The 19,086-nt window shown below is 51.8% G+C and carries 23 protein-coding genes, 2 tRNA genes and 2 pseudogenes; 17 read left to right on the top strand and 10 right to left on the bottom strand.

Features of this window, described 5'->3' with window-relative positions:
- Positions 1–425: 425 nt before the first annotated feature.
- From MCJ35_RS23550 to trmB, 9 genes and pseudogenes are all read right to left on the bottom strand, one after another.
- Complete coding sequence (locus MCJ35_RS23550) at positions 426–1,115, bottom strand: response regulator (protein WP_008720849.1); 690 nt, start codon at positions 1,113–1,115, stop codon at positions 426–428.
- Positions 1,116–1,118: 3 nt separating this feature from the next.
- Positions 1,119–2,228, bottom strand: a complete 1,110-nt coding sequence (locus tag MCJ35_RS23545; RefSeq protein ID WP_025485002.1) for a sensor histidine kinase — start codon at positions 2,226–2,228, stop codon at positions 1,119–1,121.
- 85 nt (positions 2,229–2,313) lie between these two features.
- Positions 2,314–3,888: a D-alanyl-D-alanine carboxypeptidase family protein gene (locus MCJ35_RS23540; RefSeq protein ID WP_025485003.1), complete on the bottom strand. Its 1,575-nt coding sequence runs from the start codon at positions 3,886–3,888 to the stop codon at positions 2,314–2,316.
- Between the two features lie 78 nt (positions 3,889–3,966).
- Positions 3,967–4,662 (bottom strand): TIGR01906 family membrane protein, encoded by a 696-nt coding sequence (locus tag MCJ35_RS23535; protein WP_025485004.1) that lies wholly within the window; start codon positions 4,660–4,662, stop codon positions 3,967–3,969.
- 123 nt (positions 4,663–4,785) lie between these two features.
- Positions 4,786–4,858, bottom strand: a tRNA-Lys gene (locus tag MCJ35_RS23530).
- A 202-nt stretch (positions 4,859–5,060) separates the two neighbouring features.
- Positions 5,061–5,133 (bottom strand) — tRNA-Lys (locus MCJ35_RS23525).
- A 90-nt stretch (positions 5,134–5,223) separates the two neighbouring features.
- Positions 5,224–5,376, bottom strand: coding sequence for a hypothetical protein (locus MCJ35_RS23520; RefSeq protein ID WP_008720841.1), 153 nt, complete (start codon positions 5,374–5,376; stop codon positions 5,224–5,226).
- A 27-nt stretch (positions 5,377–5,403) separates the two neighbouring features.
- Positions 5,404–5,643 (bottom strand): annotated as a pseudogene (locus MCJ35_RS32325) (DUF6783 domain-containing protein).
- A gap of 7 nt (positions 5,644–5,650) precedes the next feature.
- Positions 5,651–6,295, bottom strand: coding sequence for a tRNA (guanosine(46)-N7)-methyltransferase TrmB (gene trmB, locus MCJ35_RS23515; protein ID WP_025485005.1), 645 nt, complete (start codon positions 6,293–6,295; stop codon positions 5,651–5,653).
- Between the two features lie 199 nt (positions 6,296–6,494).
- Here trmB and MCJ35_RS23510 point away from each other — a divergent pair, with 199 nt between their 5' ends.
- The 10 genes from MCJ35_RS23510 to MCJ35_RS23465 all read left to right on the top strand — a co-directional run bounded on the left by MCJ35_RS23510 (position 6,495) and on the right by MCJ35_RS23465 (position 16,300).
- Positions 6,495–7,496: an SH3 domain-containing protein gene (locus MCJ35_RS23510; RefSeq protein WP_025485006.1), complete on the top strand. Its 1,002-nt coding sequence runs from the start codon at positions 6,495–6,497 to the stop codon at positions 7,494–7,496.
- 250 nt (positions 7,497–7,746) lie between these two features.
- Positions 7,747–8,058: a hypothetical protein gene (locus tag MCJ35_RS23505; protein ID WP_008720838.1), complete on the top strand. Its 312-nt coding sequence runs from the start codon at positions 7,747–7,749 to the stop codon at positions 8,056–8,058.
- Between the two features lie 4 nt (positions 8,059–8,062).
- Positions 8,063–9,082 carry a V0D/AC39 family V-type ATPase subunit gene (locus MCJ35_RS23500; RefSeq protein ID WP_025485007.1) on the top strand — a complete coding sequence of 340 codons (1,020 nt, stop codon included), beginning with the start codon at positions 8,063–8,065 and terminating at the stop codon, positions 9,080–9,082.
- A 17-nt stretch (positions 9,083–9,099) separates the two neighbouring features.
- The gene (locus MCJ35_RS23495; protein WP_008720836.1) at positions 9,100–11,040 is read left to right on the top strand and encodes a V-type ATP synthase subunit I; all 1,941 of its coding nucleotides are present in this window, start codon (positions 9,100–9,102) and stop codon (positions 11,038–11,040) included.
- Between the two features lie 68 nt (positions 11,041–11,108).
- Positions 11,109–11,543, top strand: coding sequence for an ATP synthase subunit C (locus MCJ35_RS23490; RefSeq protein ID WP_025485008.1), 435 nt, complete (start codon positions 11,109–11,111; stop codon positions 11,541–11,543).
- Between the two features lie 4 nt (positions 11,544–11,547).
- Positions 11,548–11,856 carry a V-type ATP synthase subunit F gene (locus MCJ35_RS23485; protein ID WP_008720834.1) on the top strand — a complete coding sequence of 103 codons (309 nt, stop codon included), beginning with the start codon at positions 11,548–11,550 and terminating at the stop codon, positions 11,854–11,856.
- A gap of 54 nt (positions 11,857–11,910) precedes the next feature.
- The gene (locus MCJ35_RS23480; protein WP_008720833.1) at positions 11,911–12,492 is read left to right on the top strand and encodes a V-type ATP synthase subunit E; all 582 of its coding nucleotides are present in this window, start codon (positions 11,911–11,913) and stop codon (positions 12,490–12,492) included.
- Between the two features lies 1 nt (position 12,493).
- Positions 12,494–14,260 (top strand): V-type ATP synthase subunit A, encoded by a 1,767-nt coding sequence (locus MCJ35_RS23475; protein ID WP_025485009.1) that lies wholly within the window; start codon positions 12,494–12,496, stop codon positions 14,258–14,260.
- Between the two features lie 14 nt (positions 14,261–14,274).
- Positions 14,275–15,657 (top strand): V-type ATP synthase subunit B, encoded by a 1,383-nt coding sequence (locus tag MCJ35_RS23470; protein ID WP_025485010.1) that lies wholly within the window; start codon positions 14,275–14,277, stop codon positions 15,655–15,657.
- A gap of 25 nt (positions 15,658–15,682) precedes the next feature.
- On the top strand, positions 15,683–16,300 hold the full coding sequence (locus MCJ35_RS23465) for a V-type ATP synthase subunit D (protein WP_008720830.1): 618 nt from the start codon (positions 15,683–15,685) through the stop codon (positions 16,298–16,300).
- Here the strand turns inward: MCJ35_RS23465 and MCJ35_RS32320 are convergent.
- Positions 16,278–16,529: pseudogene (locus MCJ35_RS32320) on the bottom strand (DUF6783 domain-containing protein); the annotation flags it as partial. The gene MCJ35_RS23465 and the pseudogene MCJ35_RS32320 sit on opposite strands and share 23 nt — an antisense overlap.
- Between MCJ35_RS32320 and MCJ35_RS32315 the strand changes: the two are divergent.
- From MCJ35_RS32315 to MCJ35_RS23435, 7 genes are all read left to right on the top strand, one after another.
- Entirely contained in the window at positions 16,452–16,616 is a 165-nt protein-coding gene (locus MCJ35_RS32315) for a DUF6783 domain-containing protein (RefSeq protein WP_353656129.1), read from the top strand. The pseudogene MCJ35_RS32320 and the gene MCJ35_RS32315 sit on opposite strands and share 78 nt — an antisense overlap.
- A gap of 346 nt (positions 16,617–16,962) precedes the next feature.
- Positions 16,963–17,343, top strand: a complete 381-nt coding sequence (locus MCJ35_RS23460; protein ID WP_008720829.1) for a MazG nucleotide pyrophosphohydrolase domain-containing protein — start codon at positions 16,963–16,965, stop codon at positions 17,341–17,343.
- A 55-nt stretch (positions 17,344–17,398) separates the two neighbouring features.
- Positions 17,399–17,719 carry an HU family DNA-binding protein gene (locus MCJ35_RS23455; RefSeq protein WP_264469875.1) on the top strand — a complete coding sequence of 107 codons (321 nt, stop codon included), beginning with the start codon at positions 17,399–17,401 and terminating at the stop codon, positions 17,717–17,719.
- A 3-nt stretch (positions 17,720–17,722) separates the two neighbouring features.
- On the top strand, positions 17,723–17,962 hold the full coding sequence (locus tag MCJ35_RS23450) for an RNA-binding S4 domain-containing protein (RefSeq protein ID WP_008720826.1): 240 nt from the start codon (positions 17,723–17,725) through the stop codon (positions 17,960–17,962).
- A 70-nt stretch (positions 17,963–18,032) separates the two neighbouring features.
- On the top strand, positions 18,033–18,320 hold the full coding sequence (gene yabP / locus MCJ35_RS23445; protein WP_008720823.1) for a sporulation protein YabP: 288 nt from the start codon (positions 18,033–18,035) through the stop codon (positions 18,318–18,320).
- A gap of 11 nt (positions 18,321–18,331) precedes the next feature.
- The gene (gene yabQ / locus MCJ35_RS23440) at positions 18,332–18,712 is read left to right on the top strand and encodes a spore cortex biosynthesis protein YabQ (protein ID WP_008720821.1); all 381 of its coding nucleotides are present in this window, start codon (positions 18,332–18,334) and stop codon (positions 18,710–18,712) included.
- 4 nt (positions 18,713–18,716) lie between these two features.
- Positions 18,717–19,034, top strand: a complete 318-nt coding sequence (locus MCJ35_RS23435) for a septum formation initiator (RefSeq protein ID WP_025485011.1) — start codon at positions 18,717–18,719, stop codon at positions 19,032–19,034.
- The last annotated feature ends 52 nt before the right edge of the window (positions 19,035–19,086 follow it).

The following is a 19,086-nucleotide window of genomic DNA, read 5'->3' as shown; positions in this document are numbered from 1 at the left end:
TTAGCTATGAATCTTAGCTATCAATTTTAACTATCAATCTTCCATCCATTGATATTTCACAGGCAGCGCCCGGAAGCCACAGCAACCTCTTCACAACCTTAGCAGGAGGCAGGGGCGGGAGGCGGGCGGGGGTGGGATTCCTTGTGGAGGAAGCCCGGTCTGCTTACTCAAAAAGGCGGCAAAAACAGGGTCGAGCGAGGGCTTCCAAGCCCGAGCGCAGAGCGCCCACGGACGAAAAATCATCAAGATTTCTTCGGGAGTTGGCGCGGTGCCCTGTTTTTGCCGTCTTTTTGAGTTAGCAGGCCAGGCTTCCGGAACCAGGAATCCCACCCCCGTCCGCCTCCCGCCCCTGTCTCCGGGAACAAAACAAGGCAGAGGTTGCGTACCCCCGCAATCCCCTGCCTCGTCAAATCCAATTTTCCCCCTTACTCCTCCCTCATCCTATACCCAACCCCAATCTCTGTAAAAATATACTTTGGCTCGGCTGGGTTCTCTTCCAGTTTCCTGCGTATATGCGCCATGTTCACGCGGAGTATCTGGTTATCGCTGTCCGCAAATGGCCCCCATATCTTGGAAATGATGGTTTCATAGGTCAGCACCCTGCCTGCGTTCTGGGCCAGCAGGGATACCAGCTTGTATTCAATCTGCGTCAGATGCACTTCCTGGTCGTTCACCTTGACAAGACGGCGCTCGAAGTCAATCAGCAGGCCGCCCACGTCGTATTTGGAGTTTTCGCTGACATTGCGCTGGCTGTGGCGCAGGGCCGTGCGGATGCGGGCCAGAAGCTCCGCTGTGCCGAACGGCTTGGTAAGGTAATCGTCAGCGCCCATGTCCAGGGCAGCCACCTTGCTGCGCTCCATGGTCCTGGCGGAAATCACGATGATGGGCACAGAGCTGTAGGCCCTGACCTCCTGTATGATCTCCAGGCCGTCCATGTCGGGAAGGCCCAGGTCCAGCAGGACCACATCCGGTTTGTGGGTGTTGATTAGTTTCAGTCCATCCGTACCCGTATATGCACAGGTCACCTGATAGTTCTGCGGGGTCAGGACTGTTTCTATGAAATTGCAGATGTTCTTTTCGTCCTCAATGATGATAATACTGGCTCTTGTGTTCATAAGCTAATATTCCCTCCAATCTGGTAAGGTAAAAGTAAATAGGGCGCCTTTTTCGTAATTGCTGGCCTCTATGTGGCCTCCGTGGGCATTTATGATGGTTTTACAGAGCGTAAGGCCGATTCCCATCCCCTTGTGGCTGTCACCGGTCTGGTTGCCGGAGACGCCTCCGCCGTCAAACAGGGTGTCTAACAGTTCCGGCCGGATGCCGTTGCCATAGTCACGGATGGTGATGGACGCATAGGGACCGTCCGCTGCCGCCAGCAGGTCAATGGGTCCATGGCTTCCGGAATGGAAGTATGCATTTTCCAGAAGATTGTTGATGACCTGCTCGATGAGGGTGGGGTCCATGGGGACCATGATAAAGCTTTCCGGTATGGAGACGTGGACGTGGACATCCGGAAACCGTTTGCGGAACCGCTCCACGGCTGAGGAAATGACCTCCTCCAGGGATTCCTCTGTCTTAATTACAGTGGCCACGCCGCGCTCGTCCTGGATCCTGGTAACGGACAGCAGGTTCTCCACCATGGTGAGAAGCCACTGGGCATCTTCTTCTATGTTCTGCACCAGCTTACGCTTTTCTTCGGCGGACATGGAACCTTCCTGGTTCAGATAGGTGGAACTGGAACCGATGATTGTGGTAAGCGGGGTGCGCAGGTCATGGGACATGGCGCGCATGAGGTTGGCCTTCATGGTCTCCTTTTCCGCATTCAGCAGCATACGGTCCTTTTCCTGGAGCTGTACGTTCTGCTTGGTAATCATGATGCATATACTGCTGGCAAGGCAGGAAATCAGCATCATGCCCACAAATGTGATCGGATATCCTGACATGGTAAAATTAAGGGTCATATAAGGATAGGTAAATGCAAAATTCACCCAGAAGACCCCGAACAGCGATGCAAGTATGCCGGCTCCGTAACAGCTTGTTGCACGGGCAATCAGGATGATGGCCAGGGTGTAAATGATGGAAATATTGGTTACATTTGTGCTGAAATAAAAAAACACGGTAGAGACTAAAGTGGCTGCGGCCATATACTCTATGGTAATAGGAAGATTCCTAACCAGGTTCATGACAGCAGCCTTCAGGTCACTCTTTTCCTTATGGAAGATTTTCATTGCACACTCCCCTGCAAACTGCGGTTCCTTTTAAAGTAGGCGTTACAGATAACCCCCTACATTATAACCTATGGGTATGGCAAGTTCAACGGAAAATAGATTTTTTGCGCCGGCTTCTTCTGGTTTTGCGTGTGGATGGGGATGATACCCTGCGCTCAGCCAGAAGCCGGTCAAACTCAGAGGAGGAATAGCCGATGTCCTCCAGACGCTCAAGCCTCCGCTGCCGCCGTAACAGAAGGTCGGCCTCTTCCTTGCGCTTTACATGTATTTTCACGGCGGCCACGATTGCTATGATGACGCACAGGGAAAAGACGATTCCCAGTATGGTCAGCGTGTTGGCCGGTATGCGTATACTGGAGGCAGTGCCTTCCTTGGTGGTGATGTCCTGGCGTGTGGGCGCTGCCGGGGTCTGGTCCCGGGAGGCCGGATTGGCAGCCGGGGAAGGATTACCAGCCCCGTCCTGTGACGGCGTGTGGGCGCCGTCCGGAACCGGTCCGCCAATCCCGCCTGCGTCCGCCGGTGTGGCGGTCCGGGTATCAGACCTGATTCCGGCGGAACAGAGGTATACGAAGCCAACAGGGCGTTCATTGTAAGTATAGCGGATGCAGGCCACTGCGTCCGAAGGACTCTGGCTGTCCAGGTCATAGGTGAGGGTGGACTTAACATCCGCAAAATCCCCGGATTTGGGAATCACCACCCGCCCGTTCTTGTCCAGTTCAAGGGAAATGCTGTCCCGGGCCGTCATGCCCGCGATGGTCATGTCATTTTCCACGGACCTGTACTGGGTCTCATAGTCCACTGCCTTTAAAGACTGGAAGTTGCGGAAGGCGAAGTCAAACATGGCCTTTGTGTCAGAATAGTGTGACTGGTGTCCGTTAAGGACCACTGCAATCAGCGTCATACCGTCTTTTTTGGCGCAGGTCACAAGGGTGTTGCCGGCCAGGGACGTATAGCCTGTCTTGCCTGCGAATGCGCCTGGATAGTAGACGGATTCATTCTTGTTGAGCATCTTGTGGTGGTTGGCCACGTACCCGCCTTCCGGCGTCCGCTTGGTGGGGGCCAGTTTGTAGCTGCGGGTGCCGTTGATGGCCAGGAATTCAGGATTCTTGATGGCCTCCCTGGCAATCAGGGCCATGTCATGGGCCGTGGTATAATGGTTTTCATCATTAAGGCCGCTGGGGTTGGCAAAATGGCTTCCGGTACAGCCAAGGCTTGCCGCCTTTTCGTTCATCAGCTTTGCAAATTCCTCCCGGGAGCCGCTTACATGGCAGGCCAGGGCATTGGCGCTTTCATTGGCAGAAGCCAGCATGAGGGCGTAGAGACAGTCCCGGACCGTCAGCACGTCGCCTTCGTCAATGCCCGCGCTGCTGCTGCCGGCTTCTACGTTATACACATCATCATGGGAAAAAGATACCATTTCATCCAGGTCACATCGTTCCAGCACAATCAAGGCAGTCAGTATCTTGGTGATACTGGCCGGATAATACTGCTGGTCCATATTCTTTCCGTATAGTACGGTTCCCGTGTCCGCGTCCATGACAATACCGCCGTCCGCCTGAATGGAAACATCGGAGGGCCACTCCGGCGCAGCCAGCGCACGTATGGTAAAAACACCAATGGACAGACAGAGACAGAGGAACAGTGAGAATAATCGCTTCATCCAACAATCTCCAATCATATAAATAGCCTATTGTACAGTATAAAAGATTTCTGGATTTAAGTAAAGGCTGGATGGGGATTAAGCGGCTTTTTTCTGGTTTTTTATGGTAAGGAACAGGCATATACCGAAGAGGATCAGGGATAATGAGCCGAAGAGAAGGGCAATACGGGCGGCCGTGTCCATGAAAAATCCTTCCGGGACAATGTTGATCAGCATATCCGTGGACGGGTCTAAGATCCACAGGTCATTGGTAAAGAAAATATGGTGGAACATGATGAAATACCTGGAAAAGTCCGTGGATATGATAAGCCCCAGGGCCGTTATAAGGCCAAAGAACAGGCCTGTGCCCATGCAGAGGGAAGGAGGCAGGACCTTCCTCATCCGCGCCTTTGTGGCTGCCATGAATGCCAGGAGCAGGACCGTGAGCACGAGGCAGGCCGTGCGGATGGACATGGCCTTCAGGAAAAGCACCTGCACGTCTTCCATATGGGCGATTTCCCGCTCATTGAAGAACTCCCGCTGCTGTCCGCCCATGGTGGTTTCCACATGCAGGTCTTCCCGGTCCCCGCGCAGGTAATCCATCATCTCGTCCGTCACATGGAGAAGGTCGTCCATGGTCATGGCCGGAAGGCTGTCCAGCACGTTGTATTTGGTGTATTCTTTTTCAAAATATCCAGGTGTCCAGTAGACCACTGCCTCCACAGAAGTGATGAACAGGACAATCATGATGCAGAATGCGGCCGCAATCCCGGCAAGTCTGTGTAAATATTTCATAAGGCCTCCTAATTAAAATAAAGTCTGGTTAAAATAAAATTTGTCTGTAACAGGAAAACTTGTCCGTAACAAAGAAAAGCCCGACCCCGCAGCTTCATGTATCTGCAAAGTCAGACCTTTTAGTGCGCCTTCAGGGACTCGAACCCTGGACAAATAGATTAAGAGTCTACTGCTCTACCAACTGAGCTAAAGGCGCATATGTTTATTTTGTTTCTTTAAGTGACACGTCCACTATTATATATCCATGCATAGAAAATGTCAAGAATATTTTAAGAAAAAATTTATTTTTCAGATTCTTTCAAATCCCGTTCCGTCCTGTGCCGCTTCCATGCCACAAAAAAGCCACAAAAAAGTCCGACCCCGCAGCTTCCGATATCTGCAAAATCAGACCTTTTAAGTGCGCCTTCAGGGACTCGAACCCTGGACAAATAGATTAAGAGTCTACTGCTCTACCAACTGAGCTAAAGGCGCATGCCCGTGTTTTCATTCAACCCTTGCGGGTGACACGAACGACATTATATCTCTTTGAAAGTTAAATGTCAACCATTTTCGCCAAAAAAATTATTTTTCTTTTTTCTTTGCTTTGGAACCAGGACCAATGATTTTATTCACTTCCTTAAAGGAACGGCTCAGGCGGAGCGCCTGCTTGTTTAAATCTGTTTTGTCACTGGTTGCCTGTAACAGCTTTTTTGTGATTCCTGGTGGCAATGCCATATAAACCGCCTCCGGCAGAAGGTTCTGTTAGTAACAGTATATGACGCGCCCTGTCAGTTGGTGCAGACACCGCGTCACCGGGCCTGTCTGGACATGCATCCCCCGGCGCTCCCTAGAGCGTGTTTGAAAATTCATTCCCGCCGTCTGCACGCCCCACTTCGCGGTATATTTGGCCCCGATTCAGTCAGCGTAGCCCGCTACGCCTCCATCATCGGGACCAAATCTCCCACAAAGTGGGACGCACAGCCAACGGAAAGCAATTTTCAAACACGCTCTAAGGCTGGGGTTTTGAGGCAATCAGTTTGCAGATGGGTTTGCCCTCTCCTGCGAATTTCATTTCATATTCAGTCATCACGTTGCCTTCAGCCATGGGGCTGCCGTGCAGGTCAAATGTATGGGCCAGGATGTTCCAGCCTGAGGCGGGAATGGATTCCAGGGAATATTCAAACAATTCCCGGTTGTCCGTTTTAAACTCCACGGTGCCGCCGGGGGCCAGGATCCTGCCGTACACGCCCATGAAGGCAGGGGAAGTCAGCCTGCGCTTGGCATGGCGGTCCTTGGGCCAGGGATCTGAGAAGTTCAGGTAGATGCGGCTGACCTCGCCGGGGGCAAAAATGTCGGGCAGGGTTTTGGCATCGATGCACATGAAGTAGATGTTGTCAAGCTCCAGCTGTGAACGTTTCTCCAATCCTCTCAAAAGCACGCTGGAATAGCGTTCTATGCCTATATAATTGATATCGGGATGGGTCTGTGCCAGCTCCATGATGAAGCGTCCTTTTCCCATCCCCACCTCTATCTCGATGGGATTGCTGTTGCAGAAGACCTGGTTCCAGTTCCCGCGCCTTGTCTCCGGCTCCTGGATTACATAGGGACTGGATGCAATGGACTCTTCTGCACCGCGGATATGGCGTAATCGCATGTTATTTTTCCTTTCTTTCCAAAACAGTACTATTATTGAGTAACCGCAGGCCTTATTTTATCATTGGAAGTGCCTATTTGCAACAAAATTTACTTTTTTCTTATTTTTCTGATTTTTTATAATTAATAGTGCAAAATTGCCAAAAATCGATTATACTATACATAATAGGCGGATATCTGCGATACTAAGGAGGAAGGCTATGTCGAATATGGAGCGGACGACCAGCTGGCAGCAGATTCAACTGGGCGTGAAAGAGGCAGAACGTTTAATTGTACGAAAAGAATATAATCTTGTGATGGTTAAGGCAAGGCAGGTCCTGGAGTATATGGTGCGGTGCATGGCGGAACGCGCGTGCCTGGTGGAAGGGGATCTGTCGGATACCATTGACCAGCTCTATGAGGGCCAGTGGATTAATAAGGCAACCAAGGATAATTACCATACCATCCGTATCCTGGGCAACAAGGCTGTCCATGAAGGGGATGATGCCGCGTATGATGCCAATCAGGCATACCAGCTGCTGACCCAGGAGGTCTATGTGTTTGCCAACGAGTTTTCGGGGGGGCGGTCATCCAGGCCGTCACAGGCATCCAGAGGAGGTTCTTCCCGCCAGCCTGTGAGGACATCCGGTTCCGGGGGGCGGTCAGGTTCCGGTTCAAGGGGCGGACAGGGCGGAGGCAGAAGCCAGGGACGTCCTTCCGGTTCAGGAGGTTCCCGCCAGGGAGCGCCCAGGAAGAAAAAACGCAGACGGGTGTCCCCCGTATATTATATCTGGAGACTTCTGATTCCCGTGCTTGCGGTGGTGCTGCTGATTGTTGTCATACAGACCTTGGGGTCCAAGGGAGGCAAGGATAAGGATAAGACCACCACGGCGCCTACCGTTACCACGGCTGCCACTGAACCTGCGCCCACGCCGCCGCCGGAACCCGAGACTGAACCGGAGACAGAGCCGCCGGCAGTGGTTTACCGGATTAAGGGCAACAGCGTGAATGTCCGCAAGGAGCCGTCCACGGACAGCCGTATCCTGGTCCAGCTTACCAACGGTTATGAGGTGGATTATGTTAAGCGCTACAGCAATGACTGGGATGTGATTAACTACGAGGGACAGGAAGCGTATGTGTCCAGCAGGTTCCTGGAAAAAGTGGAGCCGGTCGCCGAAACCGAGGTGGCGCCAACTGAGGGCGGGGAGACAGGCGGACAGTAGGGGCCGGACAGGAGCCGGACGGGACTGTCAGAAGCTGGAAATGTCCCATAATATGGAATTTGTAGAAGTTGTATAGGAAATATTGGAATATATGCTGGTAAAAAGAGGAAGGATAAAAAATATCCTTTCTCTTTTTGGCATTTTGCCATAAGGAAATTGTTAAAATTTTATTCTAATTCTAAAAAACCTCTGGTTTTTTTCGAAAAAAGTAGTATCATGAAGTGATATGAATTTATAAAGGAGGAGCTCTATGGATACTGTAATCAACAAGTTATGGGAGATAGAGGAAGCAGCCGGTGCGATTGCGGACGAGGCCAATGTGCGCAAGAAAGCATTTGCCAAAGAGATGGAAGACAAGACTGCCTCTTTTGATGCCGGCCTTGAACAGGAAACAGCCCACAGGATTGCTGATATCGGGCATAAGATGGAAGCAGATATGGAAGCCATGCTTGCCCGGCAGAAATCGGATTTTGAGACACTTCTTAAACAGTTGGAAGATAATTATAACCGTTATCACACAGCGTATGCAGATGCCCTGTTCCAGAAGATGATAAAGGAGTGAGCGTATGGGCAGCCTGATTACCTACAGCGGCATTGCGACCAAGGTGAAAGCCATGGAGCGTTGGCGCATTAAGGATGAACAGTTTGAAGAGATGGCCGCGTTGGAAAGCGTGCCTGAAGCAGTGGATTACCTGCGCCGCTTCCTGCCTTACAGGGAGATATTCGAAGAGGTGGAGGAAAAGGACATGCACAGGGGCAGCATTGAGCAGCGCCTGAACCTTTCACAGTACAGGGATTTTGCAAAGCTGTATAAGTTCGCAAACCTGAAGCAGAGACGTTTCCTGGACCTGTATTTCATGCACTATGAGATAAGCATCATAAAGACCTGTTTAAGGAACGCGGTGGGACACAGGGAACAGCGCCAGGACCTGTCCATGTTTAAGGACTTTTTCGAGCGCCATTCCAGCATTGACCTGATTCTTCTGTCCCAGTCCGGTTCAATGGCGGAGTTTGTGGGCAACCTGAAAGGGTCGCCGTATTACAGCCCGTTAAATCTCATGCTTGAGAACGGCAAGGCCAGCCTGCCGGCCTGTGAGACGGCCCTGGATATGCTTTATTTCAGGACCATGTGGAAGATAAAGGATAAGTATCTGTCCAAGGAGGAGCGCAGGATCCTGTCCCAGTGCTTTGGGACCAGGATGGATATGCTGAACCTTGAGTGGCTGTGCCGCTCCAAGAAGTTTTACCAGCTTTCCCCGGGAGAGATATATGCCATGCTGATTCCCATACAGCTTCATCTGACCAAGGCGGAAATCAATAAGATGGCTGAGGCCGAGAACCTTTCACAGCTCTATGAGCTGATACGGGGAAGCTGGTATGGGAAGCTGGATGTCATCCGCCAGTCAGAGGAACCGGATCTGGACCATCTGACGTTTGAGATTATTGACAGGATTTACCAGATGACCAGAAGAAAAGACCCATACTCCATCGCCATACTCAACTCCTATCTTTACTTCAAGGAGAGGGAGATTGCACATATCATCAATACCATTGAGAAGATACGGTATGGCCTGGCGGCAAATTGACTAAAGGGGGTTAAGATGTGATTGAGAAAATGAAATTCCTGAGTATTACCGGTCCCAAGGCAGATATTGACCGGGTGGTGTACACCTATCTTTCCAGATATGAGATCCACCTGGAGAACGCCTTGTCGGAACTCAAGACGGTTAAGGACCTGCGGCCCTATATTGAGTCCAATCCTTATAAGGAGGAGCTTGCAAAGGCGGGCGAGCTGGTGGAAAGCTACCATGAGCTGCTGCCTGAACACACGGACCGGAAGCTTAAACTGGAGGAGGCGGTGGACCTGATCCACGCCCTGGACAGCGAGCTTAAGGAGCTGACCGATAAAAAAAGCGGGCTTGTGGGACAGAGGGATGAACTGCAGGCATCCAGGGACAAGGTGGCTCCGTTTAACGGGCTTAATTATGATGTGAAGAAGATACTTGGATTCCGGTTCATGAAGTTCCGGTTCGGCCGCATTTCCAGGGAATATTATGAAAAATTCTACGCCTATGTGTATGACAGCATTGACACCGTGATGTTTAAGTGTGAGGAAAATGACGAGTATGTGTGGGTGGTATACTTCGTGCCTGAAAAGCTGGCTGATAAGATAGACGCCATCTATGCATCCATGCATTTTGAGCGCTGTTACCTTCCGGATGAATATGAGGGCACGCCGGTGGAGGCCGGACATATCCTGGACGACCGTATCAGCGCCTTCCAGAAGGAGATTGACGGGATTGACAAGGAAATCGTGGAGGCCATCAGCAGCAGGAAGGATGAATTGGTTGCCGCCTATTTCACGGTGCGGACATTTTCCACTAATTTCGATGTGCGCAAGATGGCGGCGGTTACCAAGCATGACCGCCATAACTTCTATATCCTGTGCGGGTGGATGACCCAGAAGGATGCGGCGGCCTTCCAGAAGGAGATTGAACGGGATGATGATACGTTCTGTATCATTGAGGATGACCATAATAATATCATGAGCAATCCTCCTACCAAGATGAAGAATCCCGGGCTGTTCAAGCCATTTGAGATGTATGTGGAGATGTACGGGCTTCCGTCCTATAATGAACTGGATCCCACCATCCTGATCGGCATCACCTACTCCATCCTGTTCGGGTTCATGTTCGGGGATGCGGGACAGGGATTGTGCCTGCTTATCGGGGGATACCTGCTGTACCGTTTCAGGAAGGTGCGCCTGGCAGGCATCATTTCCTGCTGCGGTGTGTTCTCCACCATATTCGGTTTCCTGTTTGGCAGTATCTTCGGGTTCGAGGATATCATCGACGCTGTCTGGCTCAGGCCCCAGGAAGCCATGGTGAACCTTCCCTTCATCGGCAAGCTGAACACCGTGTTCGTGGTGGCTGTGGCCATCGGTATGGGAATCATCCTGATGTGTATGGTGCTTAACATCATCAACAGCGTCCGTTCCCATGATATGGAGAAGATTTACTTTGATACCAACGGCGTGGCCGGGTTTGTGTTTTATCTTGCCCTGACCGTTGTGCTGGTCCTTTATATGACGGGCAATGCGCTTCCTGCCACGTTCATACTGGTTGTCATGTTTTTGATACCGCTGATCATCATGTTCTTCAAGGAACCTCTTACGGCCATTGTGGAGAAGAAGTCGGAACGGATAGAGGGCGGTATGGGTATGTTCATTACCCAGGGGATATTTGAACTGTTTGAAGTGCTTTTAAGCTATTTTTCCAACACACTTTCCTTTGTCCGTGTGGGCGCATTTGCAGTGAGCCACGCCGCCATGATGCAGGTGGTGCTGATGCTTGCAGGCGCGGAGGCAGGAGGAAGCACCAACTGGGCCGTGGTCATCGGCGGCAACCTGTTTGTGTGCGGCATGGAGGGCCTGATTGTAGGGATCCAGGTACTCCGTCTGGAATATTATGAGCTGTTCAGCCGGTTCTACCGCGGCAGCGGCCGGGCCTTTGAACCATATGGAAAAGCTGCCGGAGAGCAGTAAACATAAAAAATACTGCCGGACACTGGCGTCTGCCAGAGGGACCGGGGATTAAAAAGGAGAAATGAGATATGAGTTTATTAGTTAAGATTACACTGGGCGCAGCACTGATTTTGAGCATCGCAGTACCATTTGGGGCATTTGCAGCAGGGGAAAAGACAAAGGGACGCTATAAGACGGCGCTGGCAGCCAATATGTTCCTGTTCTTTGGCACCATGGTCTTTGCAGCGGTTGTCATGTTTTCCGGCAATGCCCAGGCGGCAGAGGCAGGGGCCCAGGCAGCAGGATCCTCCGCGGCAGGCATGGGATATCTTTCAGCCGCCCTTTCAACCGGGCTTTCCTGCCTGGGCGGCGGCATCGCGGTATCCGCTGCTGCCAGCGCTGCCCTTGGGGCAATCAGTGAGGACAGCTCCATTCTTGGTAAATCATTAATCTTCGTAGGTCTTGCCGAAGGTGTGTGTCTGTATGGCCTGATCATTTCCTTTATGATCCTGGGCAAGCTGTAAGTCTATGAAGATGTACCTTATCAGCGACAATGTGGACACCCTGACCGGGATGCGCCTGGCAGGTGTGGAGGGCGCTGTGGTCCATGAGAGGGAAGAGCTTAAGAATGAGCTGGATAAGGTTTTGGCCGATAAATCCATTGGCATCATCCTGCTGACAGAGAAGTTCGGCAGGGAGTTCCCGGAGATAATCGATGACGTGAAGCTGGAGCGGAAACTCCCGCTGATCATCGAGATACCGGACCGCCATGGAACCGGCCGCAAGCCGGACTTTATCACCTCCTATGTGAACGAGGCCATTGGACTGAAACTGTAAGCAGGGTTCAGACATATCTGAACGGACAAGAATAGAGAAAGCAGGTGAGGCAGCTTGACAACAGAGGAGAAGCTGAAGCATTTCCAGGATATCTGTATGGAGGATGCCAGGGAGCGCAGCGCCAGGATGCTGGACGATTATATGAACGCCCTGGAGAGCGCCTATGAGGAGCATACCGCTGACGCAAGACGGCGGGCCGACATGCAGGTGGAGGCAGAAACAGAGAAGCTGGAACGTGAGATCAATAAACGGCTTTCCATCGGACAGCTGGACCTTAAGAGGGAATTCAGCCGCAGGCAGGAGGAACTTAAGGATAAGCTGTTTGTGGAGCTTAGGGATAAGCTGGCTAATTTCATGGAGACTCAGGAATACCAGCGCCTTCTGGACCGCCAGGTGAAGGCGGTAAAGGAGTTTGCGGGAAACGAGGAGCTGATTGTGTATATGGATCCGTCTGATGTGGATAAGGTGCAGAGGATTGCCCTGCATCACAACGCATCCATCAAGATCAGCGAATATTCCTTTGACGGCGGTACCAGGGCCGTGATCCCGGGTAAACATATACTGATTGACAATTCATTTGAGACTAAGTTAAATGAAGCGCGTCATGAGTTCAAATTCGATTTAGGAGGTAAGTAAAGTGGCTAAGACAGGTGTGATACACGGCATTAATGGTCCTGTCGTTTCCTTGCTGGGCGATCCGGGATTCCAGATGAATGAAATGGTTTATGTGGGAGCGGAGAACCTGGTGGGCGAGGTCATCGGACTTACTTCAGAAAAAACAACGGTTCAGGTGTACGAGGAAACCAGCGGCATCAAACCGGGAGAAACCGTGACCGGTACGGGCGCGCCCGTGTCCGTTACACTGGCCCCCGGAATCCTGAGCAATATTTTTGACGGTATTGAAAGGCCCTTAAGCGAGATTGCCAAGGGCAGCGGATATTATATCAGCCGCGGTATCTCCGTGGACAGCCTGGATACTTCTAAAAAATGGGAGACACACATGGTGGTAAAGAAGGGCGACCGCCTGATGCCTGGGACCATTATCGCCGAGGTGCCTGAGACAAGGGCCATTACCCATAAGGTGATGGTGCCGCCGGATGTGGAGGGCTATGTCCTTGAGGTCATGCCGGACGGACCGTATACCATTGAGGAGACGCTGCTCACCGTACAGCTGATGGACGGGACGGAGAAAAAGCTTACCATGACCCAGAAGTGGCCCATCCGTATCCCAAGGCCGTCCGCCAAGCGTTTCCCTGCCGTAAAGCCGCTGATTACGGGACAGCGTATCCTGGATACCATGTTCCCGCTGGCAAAGGGCGGAACGGCTGCCATTCCGGGCGGTTTCGGCACGGGCAAGACCATGACCCAGCACCAGGTTGCCAAGTGGTCGGACGCGGATGTGATCATCTACATCGGCTGCGGGGAGCGCGGCAACGAGATGACCCAGGTGCTGGAGGAGTTCTCGGAGCTGATCGATCCCAAGACAGGCAATCCCCTGATGGACAGGACCACGCTGATTGCCAATACATCCAACATGCCTGTGGCTGCCCGTGAGGCCAGCCTGTATTCCGGCCTGACCCTGGCGGAATACTACAGGGACATGGGATATCATGTGGCCATCATGGCAGACTCCACTTCCAGGTGGGCGGAGGCGCTGCGTGAGCTTTCGGGCCGTCTGGAGGAAATGCCGGCAGAGGAAGGTTTCCCGGCATATCTGGCGTCCCGTCTGTCCGCGTTCTATGAGAGGGCGGGCATGATGCAGAACTTAAACGGAACCGAAGGCTCCGTGACCATCATCGGCGCTGTTTCACCACAGGGCGGTGACTTCTCAGAGCCTGTGACCATGAACACCAAGCGTTTCGTGCGCTGTTTCTGGGGACTGGATAAATCCCTGGCCTATGCCAGACATTTCCCGGCCATCCACTGGCTGACCAGCTATTCCGAGTACATCAACGACCTGGCGTCCTGGTACATGGACAATGTGGATAAGAAGTTTGTGGATTACCGCAACCGTCTGATGGCGCTTCTGACCCAGGAGAGCAGCCTGATGGAGATTGTAAAGCTGATTGGGGCGGACGTGCTGCCGGACGATCAGAAGCTGGTGCTTGAGATTGCAAGGGTAATCCGCCTGGGCTTCCTGCAGCAGAATGCGTTCCATAAAGAAGACACGTCCGTGCCCCTGATTAAGCAGTTCAAAATGATGGAAATCATCCTGTACCTGAATAAGAAGTGCAGGGCGCTGATTTCCATGGGCATGCCTGTTTCCGTGTTAAAGGAAGAGAATATTTTTGATAAGATCATATCCATTAAGTATGATGTCCCCAACGACCGCCTGGATATGTTTGACGATTATAAACAGCAGATTGACGCGTTCTATGACAGGGTAATGGAGAGGAACGCGTAAAGGAGGACGGACATATGGCAATTGAATATTTAGGTTTAAGTGAAATCAATGGCCCGCTGGTCGTCCTTGAGGGCGTTCAGAATGCGGCTTTCGATGAAATCGTGGAGATGACGGTAAACGGCAGTACCCACAAGATCGGACGTATCATTGAGATTTACGGGGACAAGGCAATCATCCAGGTCTTTGAGGGCACCGAGGGCATGGCCCTGCGCAACACCCATACAAGGCTGACCGGACATCCCATGGAGATTGAAGTTTCCGAGGAAATGCTGGGGCGTACCTTTAACGGTATCGGGCAGCCCATTGACGGATTGGGCGACATCATATCCGATGTGAAGCTGGATATCAACGGAAAGCCTTTAAACCCGGTTACACGTGAGTACCCCAGGAACTATATCCGCACGGGTATCTCCGCCATTGACGGGCTTACAACGCTTATAAGGGGACAGAAGCTGCCCATATTCTCTGGCAACGGACTGCCCCATGACCAGCTGGCTGCCCAGATTGTGCAGCAGGCATCCCTGGGGGATAATTCAGATGAGAAGTTTGCCATTGTGTTCGGGGCCATGGGCGTTAAATATGACGTGGCTGATTTCTTCCGCCGCACCTTTGAGGAGAGCGGCGTGTCCGAGCATGTGGCCATGTTCATCAACCTGGCCAATGACCCGGTGGTGGAGCGTCTGATCACGCCCAAGATTGCCCTGACGCTGGCGGAGTACCTTGCCTTTGAAAAGGGTATGCATATACTGGTCATACTGACCGACATGACAAGCTATGCAGAGGCGCTGCGTGAGGTTTCATCATCCAAGGGTGAGATTCCTTCCAGGAAGGGATTCCCGGGGTATCTGTACAGTGACCTGGCCTCCCTTTATGAGAGGGCCGGGATTGTGGCGGGACGGCCGGGATCTGTTACCCAGATTCCAATCCTTACCATGCCCAATGACGATATCACCCATCCCATCCCTGACCTGACCGGATACATCACGGAGGGGCAGATCGTACTGGACCGCCAGTTAAACGGGCAGTCCATCTATCCGCCCATCAATGTGCTGCCCTCCCTGTCGCGTCTGATGAAGGACGGTATCGGCGAGGGGTATACAAGGGCCGACCATCAGGACGTGGCCAACCAGCTGTTCTCCTGCTATGCAAAGGTGGGGGACGCCAGGGCCCTTGCATCGGTTATCGGCGAGGATGAATTGTCTCCCACGGACAAGAAGTATCTTGTGTTCGGCAGGGAGTTTGAAGAGAATTTCGTGGGCCAGGAGCGCCATGAGAACAGGACCATACTGGAGACACTGGACATTGGCTGGAAGCTCCTTGGCATGCTGCCCAGGGAAGAGCTTGACCGTATTGACACTAAGATACTTGACCAGTTTTATAAGCCAGAGGAAAAATGACATGGCAGCATAAGGAGTGATGTAAATGGATCCAAATACATTTCCCACAAAAGGTAATCTGATTGCGGCCAAGAACTCACTGAACCTGGCAAACATGGGCTATGGGCTTATGGATAAGAAGAGGAATATCCTTATCCGTGAGCTTATGGGCCTGATTGACGAGGCAAAGGGCATCCAGTCCGAAATTGATTCCACGTTCCGGGCCGCCTATGCCGCGCTGCAGAAGGCCAACATCGAGCTGGGAATCAACTATGTCCAGGAAATCGGCGCATCCGTGCCGGTGGATGACAGGGTGAAGATTAAGGCCAGGAGCATCATGGGAACGGAAATCCCGCTGGTGCAGCATGAGGTGAAGCCTCTGGCCCTGACTTACGGGTTTTATAACACCACCGAGTCCCTGGACGAGGCCAGATACCATTTTGAAAAGGTGAAGGAACTGACCATCAAGCTGTCCATGGTGGAAAATTCCGCTTACCGCCTGGCTAACTCCATTAAGAAGACACAGAAAAGGGCCAATGCCCTTAAGAATATCACCATTCCCCACTATACCGATCTGAGCAAATCCATCTCGGATGCGCTGGAAGAGAAGGAGAGGGAGGAGTTTACCAGGCTTAAGGTGATTAAGAGGAATAAAGGGGAGTAGGGTTTGGCGGATGTGGGGGTGCGGCGAGGGGGGCTGCGTCTGCGAAGCGGGCCAGGGAGGGCCTCCTGCTGCGGGAACGGGCGGGGGCCTTGGGGCGGCAGTGGCCCGGACGCTGGGTTCCGGAGGGGCAGCTTCTAGGGCGTGTTTGAAAATTGCTTTCCGTCAGCTGTGCGTCCCACTTTGTGGGAGATTTGGTCCCGGTGAGGGAGGCGTAGCGGGCTACGTTGACCGAATTGGGGCCAAATCTCCCGCGAAGTGGGGCGTGCAGATGGCGGGAATGAATTTTCAAACACACCCTAAGTCCCTGCCAGCCTGAAACCCGGGGGACCGGGGCTATTCACGTAGAAATCCTGAAGGACTTTCTACGTTCAGAGCCCCTTGGACTCATGCTTTGATGCATTCGTCCACCCCCGGTTATCAGGCTGCCAGGGACTAAGAAGCTGCTCCCTCCTCCACTATGCGTCCGGACCACTGCCGCCCCAAGGCCCCCGCCCGGTCCCGCAGCAGGAGGCCCTCCCTGGCCCGCTTCGCAGACTGAGGGATTCCGGCAGTGACATGCGCGAAACGGATGGTGGGGATGGTAGTGAAAAAAGAGTGGGATGATAGGAAGGGGTGGGTGTGGAAATGTTGGGGGATGGGATTTTGGCAGGAGGTTGGTTTGTATGTATACATTTGAGGAATTGAAGGGGATTACGGCGAAGCTTCGGTCGGAGGAGGGGTGTCCCTGGGATAGGGAGCAGACGTTTGGGAGTCTGAAGAAGCATTTGGCTTCGGAGGCTGAGGAAGTGTTTGAGGCTGTGGATCGGGGGGATATGGAGAATCTGTGTGAGGAATTGGGGGATGTGCTGTTCCAGGTGATGATTAACAGCCAGATTGCAAGTGAGCAGGGCTGCTTTACCATTGAGGATGTGATTGACGGTGTGTGCAGGAAAATGGTGCGAAGACACCCCCACGTCTTTGGAAATGTTAAGATAAATTCAGTGGAGGAAGGGACCGCTCTCTGGAATCAGATAAAAATGCAGGAAAAAGCCAAAAAACCTTGACAAATCAAAGCAAAAAGGCTATAAATGATTAAGTATACCAGACATTAATTAAGTAATGAATCCGGGAGGTTCCCGGGACTATATTCAGGAGGACAAATTGATGAACAAGACAGAATTAATCGCAGCAGTTGCTGAGAAGGCAGAACTTTCCAAGAAAGATGCAGAGAAGGCTGTTAAGGCTTTCACTGATGCAGTAGCAGAAGAACTTGTAAAGGGCGGAAAAGTACAGCTGGTTGGCTTTGGTACTTTCGAGGTTGCTGAGAGGGCTGCAAGAGAGGGCAGGAATCCTAAGACTGGTAACGCTATGCCTATCCCTGCTTCCAAGACTCCAAAGTTCAAAGCAGGCAAGGCCCTGAAGGATGAGGTTAACAAATAATTCATGAGACTGGACAAGTTTCTCAAGGTTTCCCGTTTGATTAAGCGCAGGACCATTGCCAATGAGGCGTGTGATGCAGGCCGCGTGCTGGTGAATGATAAGCCGGCAAAGGCTTCCCTGAATGTGAAGACAGGGGATATGATTGAGATTCAGTTTGGCGCCAAGGCTGTGAAGGTCGAGGTCCTGGACGTGCAGGAAACCGTGAAAAAGGATGAAGCCAAAGAGCTTTACCGTTATATCTGAGATAAAAGGCATAGAATGGCCAACCTCCCCATATATTTAACTTAGGTTAGATATATGGGGAGGTTTTTTTATGGAAGAAAGAAGCGTTGGCGGACGCCAGCACAAACTTATATTTCAGAACCGTGGAACAGGAAACATAACAGGAATCTGCGACGTGGTGTCCTTTGATGAGAATGCCATTGTCCTGGATACGGATATGGGGCTTCTCACCATTAAGGGAAAGGACCTGCATGTGAGCAGGCTTACCCTTGAAAAGGGGGAAGTGGATATAGAGGGGACCATTGACAGCTGTGTGTACAGCTCCAATGAGGCCCTGCGCAAGTCCGGGGAATCCCTGTTTACCAGGCTGTTTAAATAGGAGGTAAGGATGTGAGCGGCAGGATTCAGTACGAAGTCTGGCTTATGGTGCTGAGCCTGGTGACCGGGGCATGGCTGATGCTGGCCTATGATACCCTGAGGGTATTCCGTCTGGTCATCCGGCACGGCAGCTTCTGGACGGGGGTGGAGGATTTCATATATTGGCTGTATGCGGGCCTTGTGACGTTCATCCTTCTGTATGAACAGAACGACGGGGTCTTCCGGGCGTATGTGGTAGGCGGGGTGTTTATGGGCATGATCCTATATGACAGGCTCATCAGCAGAATTTTCTTTAAGTGCTTGAAAAAGATAGGTAAATGTCTTAAAATGATATTAAACAGGAACAAACATACAAAGATTTGTAACCAGAAACAAAGCGGAGTTGGTGAATAGACAGATGAGATCCTATGGTAAATCAAGACGCATAAAAAAGGATAAATGGGCAAACCGCATGGCTATCATGGGTATTACCCTTGTTGTCATGTGCCTTGCAGTGGCCATTAACATAAAGGGCGCGGATCTTAAGCAGTCTGACCTGGATTACCAGATAAGGGAAGAGAATCTGGCAAAGCAGGTGGCGGAGGAGGAGAAGCGGACCAGCGAGCTGCAGGAATACAAGATTTATGTCAAGACCAAGCAGTATGCCGAGGAAGTGGCCAAGGAAAAGCTGGGACTGGTGAACCCGGATGAGATACTCTTAAAGCCAACGGAGTAATGACGAAAACAGGCGAAACATTTTTAATAATCGGTTCATGATTAGACATTTA

The sequence above is a fragment of the Enterocloster sp. OA13 genome (assembly GCF_022440595.1).
GTDB lineage: Bacteria > Bacillota > Clostridia > Lachnospirales > Lachnospiraceae > Enterocloster > Enterocloster hominis.
Note: the sequence above shows the minus strand (reverse complement) of the source record. Positions and strands in the feature narration are given on the sequence as shown.